The 22,030-nt window shown below is 44.7% G+C and carries 21 protein-coding genes; 13 read left to right on the top strand and 8 right to left on the bottom strand.

Annotated elements, in window-relative coordinates:
- Positions 1-21 precede the first annotated feature (21 nt).
- The 3 genes from L0G63_RS02560 to L0G63_RS02570 all read right to left on the bottom strand — a co-directional run bounded on the left by L0G63_RS02560 (position 22) and on the right by L0G63_RS02570 (position 4,719).
- Positions 22-1,290, bottom strand: coding sequence for a sodium:proton antiporter (locus L0G63_RS02560; RefSeq protein WP_301449247.1), 1,269 nt, complete (start codon positions 1,288-1,290; stop codon positions 22-24).
- Positions 1,291-1,428: 138 nt separating this feature from the next.
- Complete coding sequence (locus L0G63_RS02565) at positions 1,429-3,048, bottom strand: DUF2254 domain-containing protein (RefSeq protein WP_301449248.1); 1,620 nt, start codon at positions 3,046-3,048, stop codon at positions 1,429-1,431.
- A gap of 102 nt (positions 3,049-3,150) precedes the next feature.
- Positions 3,151-4,719: a YihY/virulence factor BrkB family protein gene (locus tag L0G63_RS02570; protein WP_301449249.1), complete on the bottom strand. Its 1,569-nt coding sequence runs from the start codon at positions 4,717-4,719 to the stop codon at positions 3,151-3,153.
- A 288-nt stretch (positions 4,720-5,007) separates the two neighbouring features.
- Here L0G63_RS02570 and wrbA point away from each other — a divergent pair, with 288 nt between their 5' ends.
- Positions 5,008-5,625, top strand: coding sequence for an NAD(P)H:quinone oxidoreductase (wrbA, locus tag L0G63_RS02575; RefSeq protein ID WP_301449250.1), 618 nt, complete (start codon positions 5,008-5,010; stop codon positions 5,623-5,625).
- Between the two features lie 125 nt (positions 5,626-5,750).
- Positions 5,751-6,203 carry a hypothetical protein gene (locus tag L0G63_RS02580; protein ID WP_301449251.1) on the top strand — a complete coding sequence of 151 codons (453 nt, stop codon included), beginning with the start codon at positions 5,751-5,753 and terminating at the stop codon, positions 6,201-6,203.
- A gap of 139 nt (positions 6,204-6,342) precedes the next feature.
- Here the strand turns inward: L0G63_RS02580 and L0G63_RS02585 are convergent, their stop codons facing one another.
- Entirely contained in the window at positions 6,343-7,113 is a 771-nt protein-coding gene (locus L0G63_RS02585; RefSeq protein ID WP_301449252.1) for a DUF3108 domain-containing protein, read from the bottom strand.
- Positions 7,114-7,545: 432 nt separating this feature from the next.
- Here L0G63_RS02585 and groES point away from each other — a divergent pair, with 432 nt between their 5' ends.
- On the top strand, positions 7,546-7,836 hold the full coding sequence (gene groES / locus L0G63_RS02590; protein ID WP_301449253.1) for a co-chaperone GroES: 291 nt from the start codon (positions 7,546-7,548) through the stop codon (positions 7,834-7,836).
- A 99-nt stretch (positions 7,837-7,935) separates the two neighbouring features.
- Entirely contained in the window at positions 7,936-9,585 is a 1,650-nt protein-coding gene (gene groL / locus L0G63_RS02595; protein ID WP_301449254.1) for a chaperonin GroEL, read from the top strand.
- 287 nt (positions 9,586-9,872) lie between these two features.
- Here groL and L0G63_RS02600 read toward each other — a convergent pair whose 3' ends face one another.
- Positions 9,873-10,328, bottom strand: coding sequence for an Lrp/AsnC family transcriptional regulator (locus tag L0G63_RS02600; protein WP_301449255.1), 456 nt, complete (start codon positions 10,326-10,328; stop codon positions 9,873-9,875).
- Between the two features lie 147 nt (positions 10,329-10,475).
- On the opposite strand from L0G63_RS02600, the gene L0G63_RS02605 reads away from it, so the two are divergent.
- Positions 10,476-11,393: a DMT family transporter gene (locus L0G63_RS02605; protein WP_301449256.1), complete on the top strand. Its 918-nt coding sequence runs from the start codon at positions 10,476-10,478 to the stop codon at positions 11,391-11,393.
- Positions 11,394-11,608: 215 nt separating this feature from the next.
- Here L0G63_RS02605 and yaaA read toward each other — a convergent pair whose 3' ends face one another.
- Entirely contained in the window at positions 11,609-12,421 is an 813-nt protein-coding gene (gene yaaA, locus L0G63_RS02610; RefSeq protein ID WP_301449257.1) for a peroxide stress protein YaaA, read from the bottom strand.
- A 478-nt stretch (positions 12,422-12,899) separates the two neighbouring features.
- Between yaaA and L0G63_RS02615 the strand changes: the two genes are divergently transcribed.
- From L0G63_RS02615 to L0G63_RS02640, 6 genes are all read left to right on the top strand, one after another.
- Positions 12,900-14,057 carry an NAD(P) transhydrogenase subunit alpha gene (locus L0G63_RS02615; protein WP_301449258.1) on the top strand — a complete coding sequence of 386 codons (1,158 nt, stop codon included), beginning with the start codon at positions 12,900-12,902 and terminating at the stop codon, positions 14,055-14,057.
- A gap of 97 nt (positions 14,058-14,154) precedes the next feature.
- Positions 14,155-14,499, top strand: coding sequence for a proton-translocating transhydrogenase family protein (locus L0G63_RS02620; RefSeq protein ID WP_301449267.1), 345 nt, complete (start codon positions 14,155-14,157; stop codon positions 14,497-14,499).
- Positions 14,500-14,513: 14 nt separating this feature from the next.
- On the top strand, positions 14,514-15,896 hold the full coding sequence (locus tag L0G63_RS02625) for an NAD(P)(+) transhydrogenase (Re/Si-specific) subunit beta (RefSeq protein ID WP_301449268.1): 1,383 nt from the start codon (positions 14,514-14,516) through the stop codon (positions 15,894-15,896).
- A 175-nt stretch (positions 15,897-16,071) separates the two neighbouring features.
- Positions 16,072-16,608 (top strand): acyl-CoA thioesterase, encoded by a 537-nt coding sequence (locus tag L0G63_RS02630; RefSeq protein ID WP_301449259.1) that lies wholly within the window; start codon positions 16,072-16,074, stop codon positions 16,606-16,608.
- 158 nt (positions 16,609-16,766) lie between these two features.
- Entirely contained in the window at positions 16,767-16,976 is a 210-nt protein-coding gene (iscX, locus tag L0G63_RS02635) for a Fe-S cluster assembly protein IscX (protein ID WP_021812734.1), read from the top strand.
- A 66-nt stretch (positions 16,977-17,042) separates the two neighbouring features.
- Positions 17,043-17,546: a GyrI-like domain-containing protein gene (locus L0G63_RS02640; RefSeq protein WP_301449260.1), complete on the top strand. Its 504-nt coding sequence runs from the start codon at positions 17,043-17,045 to the stop codon at positions 17,544-17,546.
- 142 nt (positions 17,547-17,688) lie between these two features.
- Here L0G63_RS02640 and dapE read toward each other — a convergent pair whose 3' ends face one another.
- Together dapE and L0G63_RS02650 are read right to left on the bottom strand one after the other, a co-directional pair.
- Positions 17,689-18,888, bottom strand: a complete 1,200-nt coding sequence (gene dapE, locus L0G63_RS02645; RefSeq protein WP_301449261.1) for a succinyl-diaminopimelate desuccinylase — start codon at positions 18,886-18,888, stop codon at positions 17,689-17,691.
- Between the two features lie 61 nt (positions 18,889-18,949).
- Positions 18,950-19,705 (bottom strand): 2OG-Fe(II) oxygenase, encoded by a 756-nt coding sequence (locus L0G63_RS02650; protein WP_301449262.1) that lies wholly within the window; start codon positions 19,703-19,705, stop codon positions 18,950-18,952.
- Positions 19,706-19,846: 141 nt separating this feature from the next.
- Here L0G63_RS02650 and L0G63_RS02655 point away from each other — a divergent pair, with 141 nt between their 5' ends.
- Together L0G63_RS02655 and pssA are read left to right on the top strand one after the other, a co-directional pair.
- Positions 19,847-20,734: a 23S rRNA (adenine(2030)-N(6))-methyltransferase RlmJ gene (locus L0G63_RS02655; RefSeq protein WP_301449263.1), complete on the top strand. Its 888-nt coding sequence runs from the start codon at positions 19,847-19,849 to the stop codon at positions 20,732-20,734.
- Positions 20,735-20,861: 127 nt separating this feature from the next.
- On the top strand, positions 20,862-21,671 hold the full coding sequence (gene pssA / locus L0G63_RS02660) for a CDP-diacylglycerol--serine O-phosphatidyltransferase (protein WP_301449269.1): 810 nt from the start codon (positions 20,862-20,864) through the stop codon (positions 21,669-21,671).
- The last annotated feature ends 359 nt before the right edge of the window (positions 21,672-22,030 follow it).

The following is a 22,030-nucleotide window of genomic DNA, read 5'->3' on the forward strand; positions in this document are numbered from 1 at the left end:
TCTACTGACCCAATTAACTACCTAATTGTTTTTATGTGATGGGCGAATACTCTTGGCCACTTTACCAACACTCAGGCCTTGTACCAAAATAGAAAATATTACGACTGCATACGTGAGCGCCAGCAAGATATCGCGCTCGGTGCCGATTGGAAGTTGTAGTACCAATGCCACTGAGATACCGCCACGTAACCCGCCCCAAGTGAGTACTTTCCAAGCACCAATGGGCAAATCAAGCTGACGGTGGAAGGTTTTGGTCGTCATTCCAACAACGATGAAACGAGCCACTAAGGCAATCACGATTGTTAGGCCACCTGCGATAAATAGATTGCCTGAATACGCAATCATCACCACCTCTAGACCGATGAGTACAAATAAAATGGCGTTTAATATCTCATCAATCAACTCCCAAAATAGATCAATATAATGACGCGTCTGATCGCTCATCGCAAGCTCGCGTCCGCGATTACCCACCATCAGTCCCATCATCACCATCGCAAGCGGCCCTGACAAATGCCAATGGCTGGCAAGCGCATAGCCACCAATAACGCCTGCTAGTGTCAATAGTACCTCCTCTTGATAACTATCGATGCTCTTGAGTAGATAGTACAAAATTGCACCCAATACTAAACCAAATATCACACCGCCACCCGCCTCGACTGCCAAGGTATGAGCCACATAGTTGATCGTTGGAATATCACCGCTGGATAAAATTCCCAGCAGTAGCACGAAAATCACCACTCCGATGCCATCATTGAACAATGACTCGCCAGCGATGACGGTCTCAATACTCTTTGGCGCACCTGCCGAGGAGAGAATGCCCATAACGGCAATAGGATCAGTGGGGGAGATCAGAGCGCCAAATAGCAGACACCACAGAAACGGTAAACCAAAGCCGAATAGGGGAAGCATAAAATAAACAGCGGTGGCAATGAGCATGGCGGATACGATCGTACCAAGCCCAGCGAGGATGCCAATAGGCAGTTTATAGCGTCTCAAATCACCAATATTGACATGCAATGCCCCTGCAAATAGCAGCATCGACAGCATGCCATCTAAGAGCACTTCGGTAAAATCAAGCTGCTCTAGCAGACTGACTTCGTAATCAATCAGTTGATCAAACCCTAAAAAGCCTAAGAAGATGGCCCCAATAGACAGCAATATAGAAATCACCATGGCGCCAATGGTGGTGGGTAAGCCTATAAAGCGGTGATTGACATAGGTTAAAGACGCGGTAATCGATAAAAATATGGCGCTGATTTCAAGTATGGTTAGGCTGGTTGCAGATGCCATAAAGCAGATCTCGTATGAATATAAGATGAATCCTAAGCCTGAGACTTATGAGGATTGCGTAAATATTTTTTGACTATAAAAACTGACGATAGCGGTATCAAAGCTACCAATATACTGAGTGATTGGCTTAACCTGTCATCAGCTCGACTGCGATTGCAGGGCTTGACGGATATTGGCGGTAAATTCGCTAACATAGGTAAAGTGCTGATGCTGTGCATCCTCATCTAAAATAAACTGCTTGGCTTGATCGCACATGGCGACTAGATCGTCTATCAACTCTTGGTAGCTTAAGTTTTCTTCTCCAGCGCGCTTGATTAGATTGAGCTCGTGCAACAGTGTTTGCTGCTGTGCGCTGTTGACCCGTGCATAATTTAAATTGACCATGGCATAACATAAGGCTTTTAGTACCATCAAATCAGCGGCTGCATAGCGACGTATCTCGCCAAGTGATAGGTTGATAAAATCAGATATTTTTGGTGTGTGAGTGACCAACGCTAAGATGGCCAGTCGTTTTTGCTCCACCTCATCGTCAGAGCTGGTCTCTTCTGATTTTGGTATATAAAAATGATAAGGGCTTGGCGGTTGACGCCGCAACATAATACTCAAGCAACTTGTCAAAGACTGTATGCAATTGACGGCTGTCTTTGGGTCATTAATACCAGGAGACAGAGCTCGTATCGCAATTTCGGTCATTTGTCCCAAGCTGTAGGCAATGTCATCAGAATGCGCCAATCGTTGTTCGATACGCACGCAGCCGGTAAAGCGCTGCCAAAACATGCCATCAGGTGACCGCGGTATGATGGCAAGATGCGGTGACGCTGTTTTTTGCCGATTGTTTGGGTGCTCTGCTGGTCGTTGATAAAAATATCCAATGACGTTTTTATCGGTAATATACCCACCAAGATTGACATGTAGCTTTATCACCCCACCATAATCTTGTGACAGGGCAATCAATGACTCAAAATAGATCTGTTGTAGATAGCCTGAGTTTGGTGAATAAATAGGCATGGCAGGCCAGTGGTGAAATACCTCAACGTCATGATGCTCAGCATCTCGCTGATGCTGAATATCGCACTGATCGCTGTACCAATAATAAATATTATTAATCGCATCATTACTGGCATTCTGGATAACATGAGAGGCTTGAATGGCATGTACCATATGCTGTACAAAATATACCAATAAAAGGGCACAAATAATGGCCATGATGATGGCGAAAGTGACGGCTAGTTGCGGTACGCCAAAGGACACATCGTATTTGTGGATAGATTTTAAGACGAGTAGGCTATAACTAAAGGTACCAATGAAAGCGCCAAGTACAAATTGATTGGGCGTATCTGTCAAAAAGTTGCGCAATAACCGTGGACCAAATTGTGACGATGCCATAGAGAGCACGGCAATCGTGATCGAAAACGTTGTACCTGCCACACCCAATACGGCACCAGCAATAGCGGTCATAATCGCGCGTGCTGCATCATCATCACCAGTAAAGGCAAAAGAGATATTGCGTATCGTTTTACGATCAAAATGCTGATCAACCGTCACCAGCAAAGGCGCAAGTAAAATACCAGCAATCACGCAAGCCGTTGGGATAAACCAATAAGATCCAATAAGCTGCTGCCATAAAGCTCTTAGGCGATCAGGTAAGTCAGTCAGCGTTTGCAGTGACCACAATTGAGTAAACTGCTTAAGCTTACTCTGGGCAGTATTAACCGTACGGATCCACACGCTTGTTTTATCGTTTTTGTGCGTTGTCATATACTCAAGATATCCAAAATAATAGTAAAGCTACTCGACAGCTTGATGCTTTACAAACTATTAAGTGAAGCATTTTTTAGGTAAGATCTTTTTGCTACTGTGTCAGCCACCCGCTTTTGGATTGTCAGCCTCAGTAATAATGGCGCTTTTATCATCACGCCTGCTTGACTCACGCTCAGTTGACGTCTCGCCAGAGCCGAGAGGAATAATGGCCTCATTATGATGATCATCGTACTCAATATGGCTGTCTTTGTCATAGGCGATAGGGTCAAAATGTGGTGATGACTCGATATCTGCATGGCTTATCTCATGGCGACCATTATCTAGGTCGTGACCTGTCAAAGACGCATCAGCCGCTGCCGTTTTTCTGAACAACTTGTCATGACCATTTTTTCTATTAGAAGCCGATTTTTTGCGCGGTTCACTATTGGCGAATATAGCACTCAATGGCAGGTTTAATTGTTGCTTCGCATAGGCTTCTGTATGTTCAAAACGGTCTACCAATAAGCTGAGCCAAGGTTTTTGATCTTCTAGCTTCATCTCATCAAGCTCATCTTTGATCGGCAAGGGATAAGGCAATGTGCGATAAAAATCCCATAGCGTCATTCTACTCAAGTCTTTTTTGAGTACATAGTCATCGTCTTCGGTCATGGTGATGAGATTGCTGTCTTGTAGGTAATTAATATAGGTATACCATTTTGGCAACTCCTTGCGTCCCAATACATTACGAAGTGCCTGCTCGCTGACGGCTTCACCCTTTAGGTGATGGGTATGTATCAAGTTGAGCATGTCCAATAGACTTAACAAAGGATGACGAGGGTAGACTTCTTCTGTCTCAAAAATAGTCAAGGTATAGCTGATCTCAACGCCCAGTAGAATAAGGTTCCATGACAAGAAAATCCATAGCAAAAATATAGGAAGCGCGGCAAAAGCCCCGTAGATCGCTTCGTAACTGGTAAAGTTGGCCATGACGGTACCAAACAGATGCTTCATCAGCTCAAACAGGATAGCGACAAACACGCCTGCGATGGCTGCGTTTTTTAGCGGTACACGCGCCTTAGGAATGAACCAATACATCCCTATAAAGCCGGCCATGGTGATACCAATCGATACAGCCTGTACCCAAAAGCCCCAATCGATACCATAACCTGCAATTTGTCGATTTAAAAAGCTCAAGCTTTGAACCGTACTTGAGGCAATAAAAGCGGTGCCTAAGACCAATGGCCCCAAGGTCACAATCGTCCAATAGCGCATCATGCTTTTAAGGCCACCTGAACGATTCTCTACCCGCCAGATTTGGTTGAAGGCGCGCTCAATGGTTGTCAGTGTCATGATGGTCGTCAAAAATAAAATGATGGCACCGATAATGGTTAGATTGGAGGATTTTTCGGCGAAGTCATTGATATACTCACTTACTTGTAGACTCGATTGGGGTAACAAGTTGCTATAAATGACCTCATATATCTGTGCTCTTACAGAGGCGAGCGCTGGTACCGAAGATAAAATCATCAATAATACTGTTAGCACAGGCACGATCGACAACATGGTCGTGTAGGTGAGCGATGCTGCTTTTTGCTGACAGTTGTCTTCAAAAAAATGTCGAACCAAAAATCGCAAGAATTGAAACCAGCGTTGTTGTAGAAATGGCAGTTTTTGTGAGAATTTTTCCATGTCGACCAGTTAGCAAAAGTAAGAGTGACAATAGTGTAACAAACATGCGCTGCTCACATCTGCGGTTTAATTGTGTCAAAATGCACAGCGCACAGCAGTGTAGAGTGAAAACCGATATAATATAAACTATGTTATATACCGCGGTTATTTGCATGTCAGTGAATGACTCGGGCATAATGTGCACATATTTTACAATGCAGTTATAGGTTATATTTCGGTAGTATGAGACTAGACTATAGCGTCTGCCATAAAAGATAACATTAACGATTTTATAAGGAAGCTTTGCTAATGAGTCAGACCGCCCCTTATGTATTGGTGCTCTATTATTCTAACTACGGTACGACTAAGACATTGGCATATGCTATCGCTCAAGGAATTGAAGAGGCGGGCATGAATGCACGTATCCGAACCGTGCCGACCGTTGCGCCTGAAACGACATCAAGCAAACCTGCGATACCTGATGAGGGCGACTTGTACTGTACGATGGATGACCTAAAAGACTGTAGTGGTCTGGCGCTCGGTAGTCCGACGCATTTTGGCAATATGTCTGCGCCCATGAAGTATTTTTGGGACAATACCGTGACGCTTTGGCTGGCGGGTAATTTACAGAACAAACCAGCTTCGGTATTTACGGCGACAGGCTCGATGCATGGCGGGCAAGAAACTACCTTGCTGACCATGATGTTGCCATTGATGCATCACGGTATGGTCATCGTGGGTGTGCCCTACGCAGAGCCTGCATTGAATCGTACGCACCGCGGTGGTACGCCTTATGGTGCCAGTCATGTCAGTGGTGCGGCGCATGATCAGCCAGTATCGGCAGACGAGCGTGACTTAGGTATTGCACAAGGACGCCGTCTGGCAATTACTGCTACAGCCTTAGCACAAGCAAACTGGGACCGCTAAGCCATTCATAGATAACGGATGCTATCGCTCGAACGATATACCTCACCACTTTTGCACTTACATATTGATAATGACGTGCTGATAGCTGAATGTCAGGCTAATCATTTAGGAAACACAGATATCTAATGGCTAAAAACCGCTCCGATAGTAAATTCCCCAAAGCTATTAAGCCGGTTGCGCCTATAGCCAAGCGCTTGGCGGTCACGTGGCTGATTTGGCTCGTTTATAGATTGCTTGGACTGCCTATTTTTATTAGCATCTTTAACCCAAGTAGCCCAGACATCATCGGCGGGATCGTTTGGCAAGCGTTATGGTTGGTGCCAGCACTTATATTGACACCGTGGATATTACGTGGACGCTCACCTTATGCTCTCTTAATCAGTAGTATGTTTACGCTGGTATATCTGGGCGCAAGTGGCGTGGTGCTATTTACTCGTATATATGGCAGTAGCTGGGCTGAGATCGCCGTATACCTTATCGACTTTGTGTGGCTACTTGCCATTAATGTCTGGCTCTTTATTTTGCTAAAACGCCTGCCATCAATGAATAATGTTGTAAAAACCCCACGTTCTCGCTAGTATTTTTATAGTATGAAAGAAACGGTTTATATCGATAGCTTCTACTCTTAAACTTCAAACATAAAAAAGCGGCGCTCCAAATAGGACGCCGCTTTTTTATTGCAATATTACTTTCAACGCTTCTGTCCATATACTTAGATTAGTTGACTTTGGTCAATTCTAAATCCATTTTTTTGCCATCATTGATCTGACTGACTTTGATTGGCAGATAGTCCAAGCTTGGTGCCAACCAAAAGCTGGTAGAGCGACTGTTATCGTCATGGACTCGGTCTACACGCACGGTATCAAATGTCCCAGCTGGTACCGTAATCTTGGTGCTGCCAGATTTTTTAAATGGGGTCTTTTCGATTTTGCCTTTCTTCGCCATGTAGTAATTACCAGAGAATTTGCCATTTAATAGGTCTTGGCGAATTTGCACCTCAAGGCTCAAGTCATCAAAGGCTTGCTGCGACATATTCATGGTCGTACTCTTGCCCTTATAGTTACTGGTGACTTTATTGGCACTTGGGTTAAAGTCTAGCTTGTGCGTGCGGCCCATACCTAATAGCTTGTACGTGGTACTGGCTTGGGTTGGGACGACATTGTTGCCACTGATCGTAAAAGTGCTGTGTTGTGAGGCACTAGCCACGCCAGCGACGCGAGCTTTGACGTTATATTTCCATGTGTTGCCAGACTTGCTGAGCGTGCGAGTCGCCGTACCTTTATATTTGTCTTCAACAGTAAAGCTATAACTGGCCGTTGACGGTTGAACAGTTTTGGCGTTAGCAAGGGTAGGTGCGGTCATACTCAAAGCTCCAATGGTAGAGATGCTGACACCTGTGATCAGTGCAGACAAAAACTTGGACGGTTTGCGGTTCGTGTTATTAGAACCATCTTTTAGTGATGATTGATTCGTTGGCAGAAAACTCATAAATACCTCTTTATTAATACGATGCTGATAGAGCAGCATCTGTCGTTCTTATTATGGTTACAACGCTCATAATGGTCATACTCTGTTACATTTTCAAGGGTAACCATCGACTACTCTGTGTAATGCCTGTAGCAAATGTTGCTATGAGCATTGAGAGCTCGATCAAAGGTAACGTGCTGTAAAGCCAGCAATAGACGATCAATAAACAGAAATAAGGGCCAATTGAATGGCATCAACTGCTAGCAGAATAATCTTGTAAATTTTTGGGCTTTACACTTGAACCCAACCTATATTGCCCCCACTTTTTGTTACAAGCTCAAAGCGTATCTTTAGGCTGCTATTACGAAATAGTAACGCTTATAGATACTGATATTGAGACTATCAATTCAAATAAACCCTTAATGTAAACAACCAATTTTTGGAGTCATATCGATGAACATTCGTCCTTTACATGACCGTATTGTCGTCCGCCGCATAGAAGAAGAGCAAAAGACAGCGGGTGGTATTTTATTGCCAGGTTCTGCACAAGAAAAACCATCACAAGGTGAAATCCTTGCTGTTGGTAATGGTCAAATTCGTGACAACGGCGAAACTCGCGCATTGGATGTAAAAGCTGGCGACAAAGTCTTGTTCGGTCAATATGCTGGTCAAACGGTGAAGGTTGACGGTGAAGAATTGTTGATTATGAAAGAGTCTGATGTATTGGGCGTGCTAGAAGGTTAATCCTTTTATACTCAGCATCTCTCTGACATTGATTTTTGATAAAAATAACTCAAATCATTCAATTGTATTCTCATACTTATAATAGTGGAGTAATTTAACATGGCAAAAGACGTAAAATTCGGCATAGATGCCCGTAAACAAATGATGGACGGTGTCAACGTTCTAGCAAACGCAGTACGTGTCACCCTAGGCCCTAAAGGTCGTAACGTTGTTATCGATAAATCTTTTGGCGCACCTACTATCACTAAAGATGGTGTATCGGTTGCCAAAGAAATCGAGCTTGAAAATAAATTCGAAAACATGGGCGCTCAGCTCGTTCGTGAAGTGGCTAGCCGCACCAATGATGTTGCTGGTGATGGTACAACGACTGCGACCGTATTGGCTCAGTCAATCTTGCAAGAAGGCATGAAGTCAGTCGCTGCTGGCATGAACCCAATGGATCTTAAGCGCGGTATCGACAAAGCCGTTCGCGCCGCCGTTCAAGAAATCCATAACCTATCAACGCCAGCTGATGACGAAAAAGCCATCGCGCAAGTAGGTTCTATCTCTGCCAACTCAGACACCAAAATCGGTGAATTGATCTCGCAAGCGATGCAAAAAGTTGGTAAGCAAGGCGTTATCACCGTTGAAGAAGGGTCAAGCTTTGAAGATACCCTAGAAGTGGTCGAAGGTATGCAGTTTGACCGTGGTTATATCAGCCCATACTTTGCTAACAAGCAAGACAGCCTGACTGCTGAATTTGAAAACCCATATATCCTATTGGTTGACAAAAAAATCAGCAATATCCGTGAGATCGTGCCATTACTTGAGCAAGTCATGCAGCAAAGCAAGCCATTGCTAATCATCGCTGAAGACGTAGAAAACGAAGCGTTGGCAACTCTAGTTGTAAATAACATGCGTGGCGGCCTAAAAACTTGTGCCGTTAAAGCACCAGGTTTTGGCGATCGTCGTAAAGCCATGCTAGAAGACATCGCAACGCTAACGGGCGGCACGGTAATCTCTGAAGAGATTGGCCTAAGCCTAGAGACGGCGACGCTTGAGCAATTGGGTACTGCGAAAAAAGTCACTGTTGGTAAAGAAAACACCGTGATCGTTGATGGCGCTGGTAACTCAGCTGACATCGAAAACCGTGTTGAGTCTATCAACCGTCAGATCGCAGAGTCTACTTCTGATTACGATAAAGAAAAACTACAAGAGCGTGTTGCGAAACTGGCAGGCGGCGTAGCAGTAATCAAAGTTGGCGCAGCGACTGAAACTGAAATGAAAGAGAAGAAAGACCGTGTTGACGATGCGCTACATGCCACTCGTGCAGCGGTTGAAGAAGGCGTCGTGCCTGGTGGTGGTGTTGCGCTCGTACGTGCGCTTAACGTGTTAGCTGACCTAACTGGCGACAATCAAGACCAAGACGCAGGTATCAACATCCTACGCCGCGCGATGGAAGCACCGTTACGTCAAATCGTTACCAACGCTGGCGAAGAAGCATCAGTTGTGGTTAACGCAGTGAAAAACGGCACGGGCAACTACGGCTACAATGCTGCCTCTGGTGAGTACGGCGATATGCTTGAGATGGGTATCCTTGATCCAGCCAAAGTATCACGCTCAGCACTAGAAAACGCAGCATCAGTGGCTGGTCTCATGCTGACCACTGAAGCCATGATCACTGACATACCAGAAAAAGATGACGGTATGGCAGGTATGGGCGCTGCTGGTGGTATGGGCGGCATGGGTGGTATGGGCGGCATGATGTAATTTTACTGTCGCTGCAAAGTGGTTTTTCTTTGTTAGACGCGCTCAATGTACAATAAGTACTATTTTCGCTCGTCTTCCTTGATAAATCACTTTTCGCAAAAAGTAAAATCAACCTCATAAAGTCTATTTGACTACTAAAGGTTCTGCTATCGAAAGATAGCAGGGCTTTTTTATGCTCGATAATAAAGTTATGTAATAATTCAATTTCACTAGCTATTTATATTAATCTTAATAGACTTAACGTCAGGGAAGGCCGTGCTCGAGATTGCCCATTAGTGTTAAAAGTCTCACACAAAAATAGGTAAAGTCGTCTTGTTAATAACCTTTCTCACCGACAAATGAGTGTGTATATCTTTGACGCTAGCAAGTTTGTGCAGCTTACGTGTGAAGCGCTCATAACCATCGAGATTTGGGCTGACTACTTCTAATAAATAATCGTAAGAACCCGATACCACATGTCCATTGATAACCTCGTCCATATTGGACAATGCACTCTCGAAAGCTGCAATAGACTCTTCTTGGTGGCTGTTGAGACTCACCTCTACAAAAAAACTCATGGTAATACCTGCTTTGGCTTTATTGACGTTCGCTTGGTAGTTTTCTATATAACCCTCATCTTCCAAACGCTTTAGGCGTCTTGCACAAGGAGATGGCGACAGCCCTACGCGTTCGGAAAGTTCTGCCGTAGATAAGCGTCCCTCTTTTTGGAGTACTTCTAAGATATGACGATCAATTTTATCCATAATTTATCCTTTGGCTTTTTAAGCCAAGAATTTTGATTTAATTGGCATTATCCACCAAATATTTGGGAAATTGCAATAAATAAATAGAGATAAAAGCGCGTATTTTAATCGATAATTGGTCTTTGTATACCAGCATAAGACATGATTATGAATACGATATTTCTCCCATCAGCACGCAAAAACCCTTTGTTCATTATGTCGCCGTTAACCAAAGGCTATGTGGCGATGAGTGTTGTGTTATTGATTTGGTCAGGATTTGCGTTGACTGTGCGTGCGGTTGGGGCGTCGCCTCTTAGTATTGCCGATGTCATGCTCATTCGCTTTAGTGTGCCGCTAGTCTTGTTGACCCCTTGGGTACGCGCTCATTGGCAAGACATCAAAAGCATAAGACTACCAGCTATCCTATTTATTTTACTTGGCGGCGTGCCTTTTCTTCTGTTAGCAGCTTTTGGGGCCAGCACAGTGCCAGCAGCTTACATGGGGACTATTTTGACAGGGACACCAGTGTTCTTTGCTGCCTTGCTGTCTTTTATTCTTTATCGTCAGCGAATATCGCTCAGAAAATTTGCTGCATTGATCCTTATTTTCTTTGGTATCGCGACGATGATTGGCGGGAGGGCAGAGGCCATACCCATTAGCTTGCTGTATGGTGTGGGGTTACTGTTGCTGGCAAGCCTGATTTGGGCGGGTTATACCTTGGGGTTAAAAAGCACCAAGCTAAGCCCAATAGTGATCGCTATCGTACTCTCTTGTACCTCTTTTTTTCTGACATTGGTGATGGTTTTATCTGGCATTATGGAGACCAATATAGGGTCTGTATCCTTTAATGAGGTGCTGCCTTTTATCTTAGTACAAGGCCTTGGGGTAGGAGTGGTATCAACCCTTGCATTTTCTTATGCGGTCAAACAATTGGGTTCTATTCGTACTTTGTTGCTTGGCTCGTTGTCGCCAGGATTAACCGCTATACTGGCGACGCTGATACTTAAGGAGTCTCTATCACTCATCATGATATGCGGCATTGTAATCAGCACCATCGGTGTCATCTTGTCCAATCGAGCGAAATAAATGATAGAAGTGTCATGGTGATCATGATTTGTAACCCATGAAAGATGAAGCAAAATAAAGACTAGCTATGGGGCACTATCGAAAAAGGTCGTTAATAATGCCCCATGGCTATTAGGAGGGAAACCACATGGGGCCGATTTCATCTAATAATAATGGTCCATTAGGGACACGCCCTAGCTAAGATCTCGGCATTATCAGCCGTTTTTTATATCAAGTTACTGATCCGCCGCATCGCGTCTAAACGTCCATGTCTTATCATCAGACGCCTCTTTACAATAATAATAACCCGCCAAATCAAACTGCTTTAGCTGCTCAGCACTGGTCAGCTTATTGTCTGCTGCGTATCTCACCATCAGTCCGCGTGCCTTTTTGGCGTAAAAGCTAATCACTTTATATTGGCCATTTTTCTCATCTTCGAATCGTGGCGTGATGATGTCCGCATTCAGCGCTTTCTTTTTTACCGCTTTAAAATACTCATTCGATGCCAGATTGATGAGCGTTTTATCGTCACTATTTGCCATACGGGCATTGATCACGTCAGTTATCTTCTCACCCCAAAACTCATAAAGGTTATCACCGCGCTCGTTTTTAAGCTTTGTACCCATCTCTAAACGATAAGGCTGAATCAAGTCCAACGGTTTTAATACCCCATAAAGACCTGACAAAATACCCAGATGTTCATTGACGTAGATGGACGTTTCTTTATCCATGTTATACATATCAAGACCGGTATAAACATCACCGTCGAACAAGTAGCCCGCCGGCTTTGCTGCATTACCAGACTCATCATCAGTAAACGGCTTATCTTCGCTCCAATGCCATTGTTGATTGCGCGTGGCATTGAGTTGCGCAAGATCATCAGAGATACTCATCAACTCTTGCAGATCAACGGGCTCTTTGGACTTCAATACTTTCATGAGTGACTGTGAGTGCGCGATCAGTTCAGGCTGACTATAGTAGTTGCCCAAGTTCACTGGTACAGCGTCTGTTTCATTCAAAGATTTGGCAGGAGAGAGTAAAAAATACATGGTGAGTCCTTATTATCGTGAGTCAATGACCGACCTGTTCAGGTGTCAAGCATTCTTATTATACGACAGCTGCGGGCTTAACTTGACTTGACCTTGAGTGTTTTATGTTTTTTTTAAGGGGATATGGCAATGCGTAAATGTCCATACAGTTAGCCTCTATTGAAACGAGACCTTGTTATATAAGGGGTAGAGGTTTTTTGAAAAAATAAAAAACTTTAATATAACAACAAAAGTTATGCAGATGGTATCAATACCTAACTTTTTATCTTACTTGTTGGTCATCATTAGACAATGAAAGTTGGCAGATTATGTCTCTATAATAAAAAGGCATGATGGTAAACAATACATCATTTATTAAATTGATAGTCTTTATTTATGATATTGGATAAGTCATGGTTAAGGATTTTTGTCCCCTATGCTTTTGAAAATGCGTTGAGGGTATTAAGGGTAAGTCATTCTATATAAGTAAGGAGACGATATGAAAATCGGTGTAATCAGTGCAGATATCGCGAGTGAAAGCCGTGTCGCACTAACCCCAGACGCAGTCAAAAAATTGCGCAAGCTTGGGTTTGAAGTCGTCATTCAGTCAGGTGCAGGCCAAGCAGCCTATTATGCTGATGAATTGTATCAAGCTGCTGGTGCCGATATTGCCAACAGTAGCACCGAGGTGATTGCCCAGTCTCAAATTATTACCACCATTCACGACTTGCCCGCCGAAGTGGCAGAGCATTTGAGTGCAGGCCAAATCGTCGTCGGTATGCTTGACCCGTATCGCAATACTCAGCTCGACACTTATGCTGCCAAAGGGACTACGGCTTTTGCGATGGAGTTGCTACCACGTACATTGTCACGTGCGCAAAACATGGATGTATTGTCATCACAGGCCAACCTTGCTGGTTATAAAGCGGTATTGCTAGCAGCCAACGAATATTCGCGTCCTTTTCCTATGTTTATGACCTCAGCGGGCACGGTCAAGCCCGCCAAAGTAGTCATCTTAGGCGTAGGTGTGGCAGGTCTACAGGCGATTGCAACGGCGAAACGTTTGGGGGCGGTGGTTGAGGCAAGTGATTTGCGTCCTGCGGCGAAAGAGCAGGTCGAATCACTTGGTGGAAAATGGCTTGATGTTCCGATGAGTGAAGAAGAGGCGCAAAAGGCCAAAGCCACAGGCGGCTATGCGTGGACCCCATCAGAGCAATATATCAAAGACCAAGCTGCCGTCGTCGACAAAGCACTCAGCAATGCTGACATTGTCATCACGACGGCGCAGATTCCTGGTCGCCAAGCGCCACGTTTGGTACACGAAGCAACGCTTGCCAAAATGAAAGCAGGTTCAGTATTGATCGATATGGCAGCTGGAACAGGTGGTAATGTCGAAGGCAGTGTGCCGAATGACACCATTACTACAGATAATGGTGTACGCATCGTTGGTGCCGCCAATATCCCATCAATGCTTGCGGCGCAGTCGTCAGATCTATACGCCAATAACTTGGTTAACTTTATCACCACCTTAATTGCACCAGCTGCTACAGATGACGCGTCAGCAAACAAACTGGCACTTAACCTAGACATGGAAGACGAAATTCAGGGCGCACTGGCAGTGACACATGACAGTCAGGTACGACTGGCCAAACGCTAGCCCTTGCTGGTCGCCATACATTTGCCAGACACGAATAAATTTTTAGGAGGATGAGATGATCGCCACCATTTTAGCGGCAGCGCCTGCCGGTGCAGCCATGAGTAGCACACCATTTGTCGCGATTTTTACCGTATTCGTACTCGCTATCTTTGTCGGATACTACGTCGTCTGGGGCGTGACCCCAGCGCTACATACGCCATTGATGGCGGTGACCAACGCCTTATCAAGTATCGTGATCGTCGGTGCGATGCTACAGACTGTCCATATCGACGGCTCGATGTTTACACCGGCCAGTTTGCTTGGTGCCTTTGCGGTATTTCTAGCCAGTATCAATATCTTTGGTGGTTTTGCGGTAACTGAGCGTATGCTTGCGATGTTCAAACCCAAAGTAAAAAAAGCGCCTGCTCTTGAAACGACGACTGATAATGGAGGCGACGCATGAATGATTTATCAACGATGATTGCGACGAATGCGGATTGGTTCTATCTGGTTGGTGCGATCCTTTTTGTCTTAACCTTACGCGGGTTGTCGAGTCCAAAAACCGCTATTCGCGGTAACCGTTTTGGTATGGCAGCGATGGCGATTGCCGTCGTGACAACCTTTTTCTTAGCAGAAGGGCCTGTCCTTTGGCTCATTATTGGCGCGATGATCTTAGGTGCGCTTGTTGGTATGTGGAAGGCAAAAACCGTTGCCATGACGCAGATGCCAGAAACCGTGGCGTTGATGCATTCATTTGTCGGTTTGGCAGCAGTGGCAATTGCCCTGGCCACGGTACTGCATACTGAGCAGGCGCATGGCGCGATTGCCCGTGTTGAGCTATTTATCGGTTGCTTCATCGGTGCGATTACCTTCTCAGCGTCGGTTTTTGCCTTTGGTAAACTGGCGGCAAAAAGCTGGGCAAAAACAGTCACTGGCGGCTGGGTAAAACCTGTTCAGGCAGTATTATTCATTGCCATGATTGGTTTTGGCGGGGTATATTTCGTCACAGATTCGCTACCAGCATTTTATGCGATGGCAGTAATTGCCGTTATTTTTGGTTGGATGTGGATTGCGCCAATCGGTGGCGGTGATATGCCAGTGGTCGTGTCTCTACTGAACTCATTCTCAGGTTGGGCGGCAGCAGGGATTGGTTTTACCCTTGGCAACTCAATGCTGATTATCGCAGGCTCGCTCGTGGGTTCATCAGGTGCGATCTTGTCTTATATCATGTGTAAAGCCATGAACCGCTCTCTACTAAACGTTTTGTTTGGCGGTATGGGCACGTCAGCGGCCGCTGCAGGCAGTGATGATGGCGCACCAAAAACATACAAGTCAGGCTCAGCAGAAGACGCAGGGTTCCTTATGTCCAATGCCAGCAATGTGGTCATCGTACCAGGCTATGGTATGGCACAAGGGCGCGCGCAGAATGCGGTAAAAGAGCTTTATGAATTGCTAAAAGAAGAAGGTGTTAACGTGCGTTTTGCCATCCATCCCGTTGCTGGTCGTATGCCAGGTCATATGAACGTACTACTCGCTGAAGCTGACGTTCCTTATGATGATATTCTTGAGATGGATGAGATCAATTCAGACTTCGCCAGTACCGATGTGGTCTTAGTTATCGGTGCAAATGACGTCGTCAACCCGTCAGCAAAAGACGATCCGACATCTCCTATCTTTGGTATGCCCATTTTAGAAGCCAACAAAGCGCAAACGGTGATGGTCATCAAGCGTTCGATGAGCACCGGCTATGCAGGTCTTGATAACAGCCTCTTCTATATGGACAAAACCATGATGATCTTTGGTGATGCCAAGAAAATGGTCGAAGAGATGGTGCGTAGTATCAATGGTGGTGGTCATTAACATTTAAAATAGGATGTTAATAAAGGACTCTCGCCCGTTAGGTTTCGAACAAGGAAAGTCACTGAGGTGGCTTTTTTTGCGTTAAAGTGATCAACGCTTCGGAAACAACGATAAGAAAATATCGTTGAGCCGTTCAACCTTCAGTCATAAACACAACAAAGTAAGAGCACTATTTATGAATATGTTACTGCGCTTTTTTATTATGGTTAGTTTGCTTAAGCAGCAGCTCAAGCATGAGCCCATGAGTGAGACGATTAGTCTTGAGACCTTGATCGCACCGACTGTCCGTAACTATTGGGTATTACCGCATGACATGGGGTTTCGCGATCATCTGCCCAATTATCGTTACTTGTCATTTATTGAACTAAACGTGACACGTTGGGTAAGAGCGCGTTGTCATCAAAAAGGTATTAAGCCTCTGAACTGGGTCATTGCCATGCAAGAGATGATTTATCTTAAGCAAATCAAATTTTTGGATAAAATGACGCTCAGTAGTGTGGTCGCAGGTTGGGATCACAAATACGTGTATTTTGAGCATCGCTTTTTTGTCAAAAATCAGCTGATGGGCGTTGGTATGACCAAGTTTGTGTTTACCGATGACACAGGTATGCGCACGCCAGATGTATTGGACATGACAGGGGAGCGGTTGACGGATGTTATTAACACGTGGAATGAGCACCAAGTCGCTGTTAAGTCGGCCAAGTCAGCATAAATAATGTCAAAAACAGCACGAAGAAAGCGTACTGACAATAACAGGGTAAAACAACTTGGCTATAATCATTTGCTAAATTTTGGTAGGATAGAGTCCATCAAATCGCCAATACTAAGGCGACACTACTATTTCTAAAACGACTAAAAAAAGGTACCGTTATGACGCCACAAAAATTAAAATGGACAGACAGCTTAGATATAGCAATCGAGCTTTATGAAAAATTTCCAGAGACTGATCCGCAGTACATACGCTTTACCGATTTGCATCGCTGGGTGACGGAGCTTGAAGGTTTTGATGATGATCCACAAAAATCAAATGAAGGCATCTTAGAAGCCATTCAAATGAATTGGATCGATGAAGCTGACTAATCGACTCTATAACGTTGAGCAGTGTTATCCATAAAAATTCAATAAATACATTAGAAAGGCCGCATCATGACATCACAAATTAAAGAGCTGCCAGAAGCGATCGCTTGTCGCGGTATCAGCGTTCGTACCACCAATAACGCTGAGATTAGCCATGATACTGCCAAGCTTGGTAGATTGTGGCAGAAGTTTTACCAGAATTACGCAGGACAGTTGCCTGAAGGCGAAGATATTTACGGTATTTATCATAACTATGAGAGTGACGATTTAGCAGGCGCGTTTGATGTTGTCGCTAGCTGGAAAACAGCCAGTGAGAAGGATGACCAATCAGACAGTGAAAGTACCGCCAGCACCAGTAATGTGGTAGAAGTCATCATCCTTGCAGGAAAGTACTTGATATTTTCTGAAGAAGGCCACATGCCTAATACCGTCATGAATGCATGGGAGAGTGCTTGGGAATATTTCAATGCGCCAGATTGTGAGCATACCCGAACGTTTGCTGTAGATTTTGAGCATTATATCGGTGGTAATCTAGAGTACGGCCAAGTGGATGTTTATATTGGGATTGAGTAAAACTAGTAATTGGCTTAAGTAACTTAATCTGCTCAATCTGTTGTCGACAAAAACAATGACAAAAAAAGCGCTAACCTAAATCAGGTAGCGCTTTTTCTTTGGATAGATGTAGTCAATTAGACAGGCGTAATTAATCTTATAATCAGTCCAACAATAAGTTTTCCAAAATACCTTCATAAATCTGGGCAAGTTTTCCTAGATCATCGACTTCTACCTTTTCATCTACTTGATGAATCGTCGCATTGCGTACGCCAAGCTCCACAACTTGCGCGCCTGTTGGTGCGATAAAGCGCCCATCGGACGTACCGCCTGATGTCGATAGCGTCGTGTCTGTACCTGTGACTGACTTGATCGCATTTTGACAGGCTGAAACCAGTTTCCCTTCAGGGGTTAAAAACGGCTGACCAGATAACTTCCAATTGATGTCGTAACTGGCCTTACTATCAGCAAAGTGCTTATCAAAGATAGCATGCGTTTTTGCCTTTAGCTCATCTTCAGTCGTCTCTGTCGAAAAGCGGAAGTTAAAGACAACATTTAGCGTTTCAGGGATGACATTGGTTGCGCCTGTGCCACCGTTGATATTTGATATTTGCAATGAGGTGGCTGGGAAATAGTCATTGCCATTATCCCATGCGGTAGAGGTCAATTCAGCAAGGGCAGACATCGCCGCATGAATAGGATTACAGGCCAAGTGTGGATAGGCAACATGACCTTGCTTACCTGTGACCGTCAGCTCTGCGCCTAGCGAGCCACGACGACCGTTTTTGATAATATCGCCTAACGTATCCGTGCTCGATGGTTCACCCACAAGACAATAAGTGATTTTTTCTTGACGAGCTTCTAAGGTTTCGATGACTTTTACCGTACCGTTGATTGACGGCCCTTCTTCATCTGAGGTGAGCAAAAAAGCAATCGAGCCATTGTGCTTAGGATGATTGGCGACAAAGCGTTCGGCGGCGATAGTAAAGGCAGCAATGCCTGTCTTCATGTCTGCCGCACCGCGCGCCCATAGATACCCATCACCAATGGTTGGCGTAAATGGTGGATAGGTCCAGTTTTTTTCATCACCCGTTGGTACGACATCGGTATGACCAGCAAAGCAAATCACGGGGTCCGTCGTGCCACGGCGCGCCCACAAGTTTTTAACTTCAGCGTGTTCACCCTTTGCTTGTCTGTCACCATAGTACATAAACTCGCAGTCAAAGCCTGCTTGCTCCAAACGCTCTGACAATATGTCTTGGCAACCATCATCGTCTGGTGTGACAGATGGGCGTTCGAGTAGCGCAATACTCAAATCTAAGGTTGCTTGTTGGTGGGTGGGCTGTTGGTGAGAGTCTGACATGGGTTAGCCTTTTGTATAATAATGAAAATGTTAAATATAAATAGATAATGAAGAACAGGTGCTAAGCGTCTACTTCGACAAAGGGTACAAGACCGTCACGGCGCATCCACGTAGCAATAGAGTAACGCTGACGATGCGCGATCTGCACTTGATGCTGTAGGTCGCTATCAAAAATGATTAGTCTATTGGCAACTGGCATCACTTCATGGTGCGTGCCATGCTTATCAACGACTTCTAGCGCGCCGCCGTCAGTCGCTTCCCAATCATCATTAAGATAAAACACCGCTGAGATCACCCGTTCATCGCGCCCAGCAGGATTGTCGCTGTGCCATTGATAGCCAAAGCCAATCGGATAACACGCATAATGCGCTTCGCTATGACGAATACCCGCGAATAAGCTACGATTAAACAGAGCGGCCAGCGCGTTGATACTTTGCAGATAATAGTAGCCTGCAAAGAAGTTCTCGGTGATCCAGCGTATTCTATCACCACGGATATCACTGAGGCGAACACCCGCCGTCAATGTCGCATCACGATAGTCAATAAAACCACTTTCAGCCTGTAGCGCAAGTAATGCGGTCTTATTAAATACATTATCAATAGTGAGCCAGCCATCAGTGACAAACGTATCAAACTGTTTGTCGGTCAGTTTATCTTCCCAGTCAACTGCAAAATCAGACAGTTGCAGTACCTGCTGGGTAGGCGCGTTTGGGTCGTCGTTATGACTGTCTGGAGATAGTAACGGAGGATTGTCCTGTCCTATCGGATGATCAACGACCAACGCTGTCTTGTTCAGGTTGCTAATAATCTGCGTCATTTCATCTCATTCTTATCAATCAATGGTCAATATACCGCCATTCAATGCGTTTTTATCGAAAGCGCTTACTAAAACCACATTATCTTTTACTCCGCCTATGCTACCATAGATGCAATTTTTCTTATTTAAACTTTTGAGATTATGAACTATAAACACGCCTACCACGCTGGTAACTTTGCTGATGTGGTTAAACACATTTTATTGGTACAACTGCTCAATCAATTGGGGCAGAAAAACAAACCGTTTTATGTGCTTGACGCCTATGGCGGCCGCGGACTGTATTCACTAAGCAGTGAAGAAGCGCGCAAGACAGGGGAGGCCAAAGGCGGTATTCAGGCTTTTTTGAAAGCAGATACCGAAAAAGCACCAGCCGCTGTCAAAGATTATATGGAAGGCATTAAACAAGCCAAATTCACTTACGACAATAAAGTCTATCCGGGTTCGCCGTGGTGGATTGCTCATCATGTCGAAAAAACCGCCGCTAAAAAACCTGATGCTGGCGTGCGCGCCGAAGCTTTTGAAGCCAAAGCGACTGAATACGATGCGTTGAACTATCAGTTACATAAGTTGCCAATTGGTATCCAGCATCGTGATGCCTTTGAAGGTATCACCGCTGTTATTCCACCAAAAGAAAAGCGCGGTTTGATTTTCCTTGATCCTCCCTTTGAGCAAGAGCACAAAGACTTTACGCGTCTTATCGACCTATTGGTCGCGGCTTATAACAAGTGGCCACAAGGTACTTACGCGCTTTGGTTCCCAATCAAAAATATCGAAGCGGTCGAGCTGTTTTACAAAAAGCTCAAGCGTACCGAAATGCGTCGTCAGCTGGTTTGTGAGCTAAATATTTATCCTAATGATGTTGCCGTTGGTCTGAACGGTACAGGTCTACTGGTTATCAATCCGCCATGGCAGTTTGATAATCATGCACGCGAGATATTGCGTTTCTTGCAGCCAATACTAAAAGTAGAAGATGCCCCAGACTTAACGCCTGACAGTGCAACCAATGTACGCTGGCTGGTTGGCGAGTAACTGAACAGCAATATTGGCCAATAAGGATATCAAGATGACGAATATGCAGCCACCTGAAGGCGAACCAAATAACATGCTTCCAAGAGAGGGATCGTTGCAGGATAATGCAGCGACCCAGCCTCCATACATGGATGAGCATGAGTTTAATATTCGTCTAGCGGACAATGACAATTACGATGGTTTGACCTTTGAGGTCGTCGAGGCAGAAGTCGCGGAAGGTAAGCGTGTGGTCAGTCGCGGTGTATATCTAGCACCCAATTTAATTACCACATTGTCATTACTGTCAGGGTTTTACTCGATTTTAGCGAGTACGCAAGGCGAGTTTTACAAGGCGGCTTTGGCTATCTTTTTATCAGGTATTCTAGATGGTGCCGACGGCCGCGTTGCCCGTATGCTTAATGCCCAAAGCCCGTTTGGTGAGCAATATGATTCATTAGCAGATATGCTCGCATTTGGTGTGGCCCCTGCTATTTTGGTTTATAGCTTTGCGTTAGAGCCGCTGGGTCGTATTGGGATTGGTTGTGCGTTCGTCTTTACTGCCTGTGCTGCCTTTCGTCTTGCACGCTTCAACGTGCAGGTGGGTATCGTCGATAAAAAATACTTCGTTGGTTTGGCCAGTCCGCTTGCCGCCATATTAGTAACAGCAGCGGTTATGGTTGCAGTTGATCATAACGAATGGATTGGTCAGTACGATACGGCGATCATGTTTTTGTTCGCAGCGTGGGTAGTCATTTGTGGTCTGCTCATGGTCAGTAATGTTAAGTACTACAGCTTTAAAGAGTTTGATAAAAAGAAAGTACCCTTTGTGGTGCTTATCATTGGCGTACTTGTCATGAGTATTGTGCTTTATGACATACCTGTTGGTATTTTGGCGATTGGCATTCTCTATGCGTTATCGGGCATTTTTACGACGATTAAAGCAAAAGCAAAAAGTTAGAGCTGCCTTTAGGCTTTGTATCCAGGGATTTACCGATAGGTAGATCCCTTTTTTATGTCTTTAAGGATATAGACTGAGATAAACAAAAATAATGATGAATAGATATTAATAGCAATAACAATTGATTAGGAGGAGTCGTCGGAGATATAATTAAAGAGTGCGAGTTATTTATCAGTCCCCCCTTGACCCAGCCTCAAACCCGCGTATACTGCGTCGCAGTCGAAAGAGAAGTGATTTACTGATTTGAACGATGCAAATTGTTTGAATTAAATAGAAAATACTTCTTGACTAAATAAATAAAGGGTCTATAATACGCCCTCATCAGACGGACTGGCAGTGAGAGATGTGTAGATTACACA

Source organism: Psychrobacter sp., assembly GCF_030454045.1.
In the GTDB taxonomy this organism is placed as follows: domain Bacteria; phylum Pseudomonadota; class Gammaproteobacteria; order Pseudomonadales; family Moraxellaceae; genus Psychrobacter.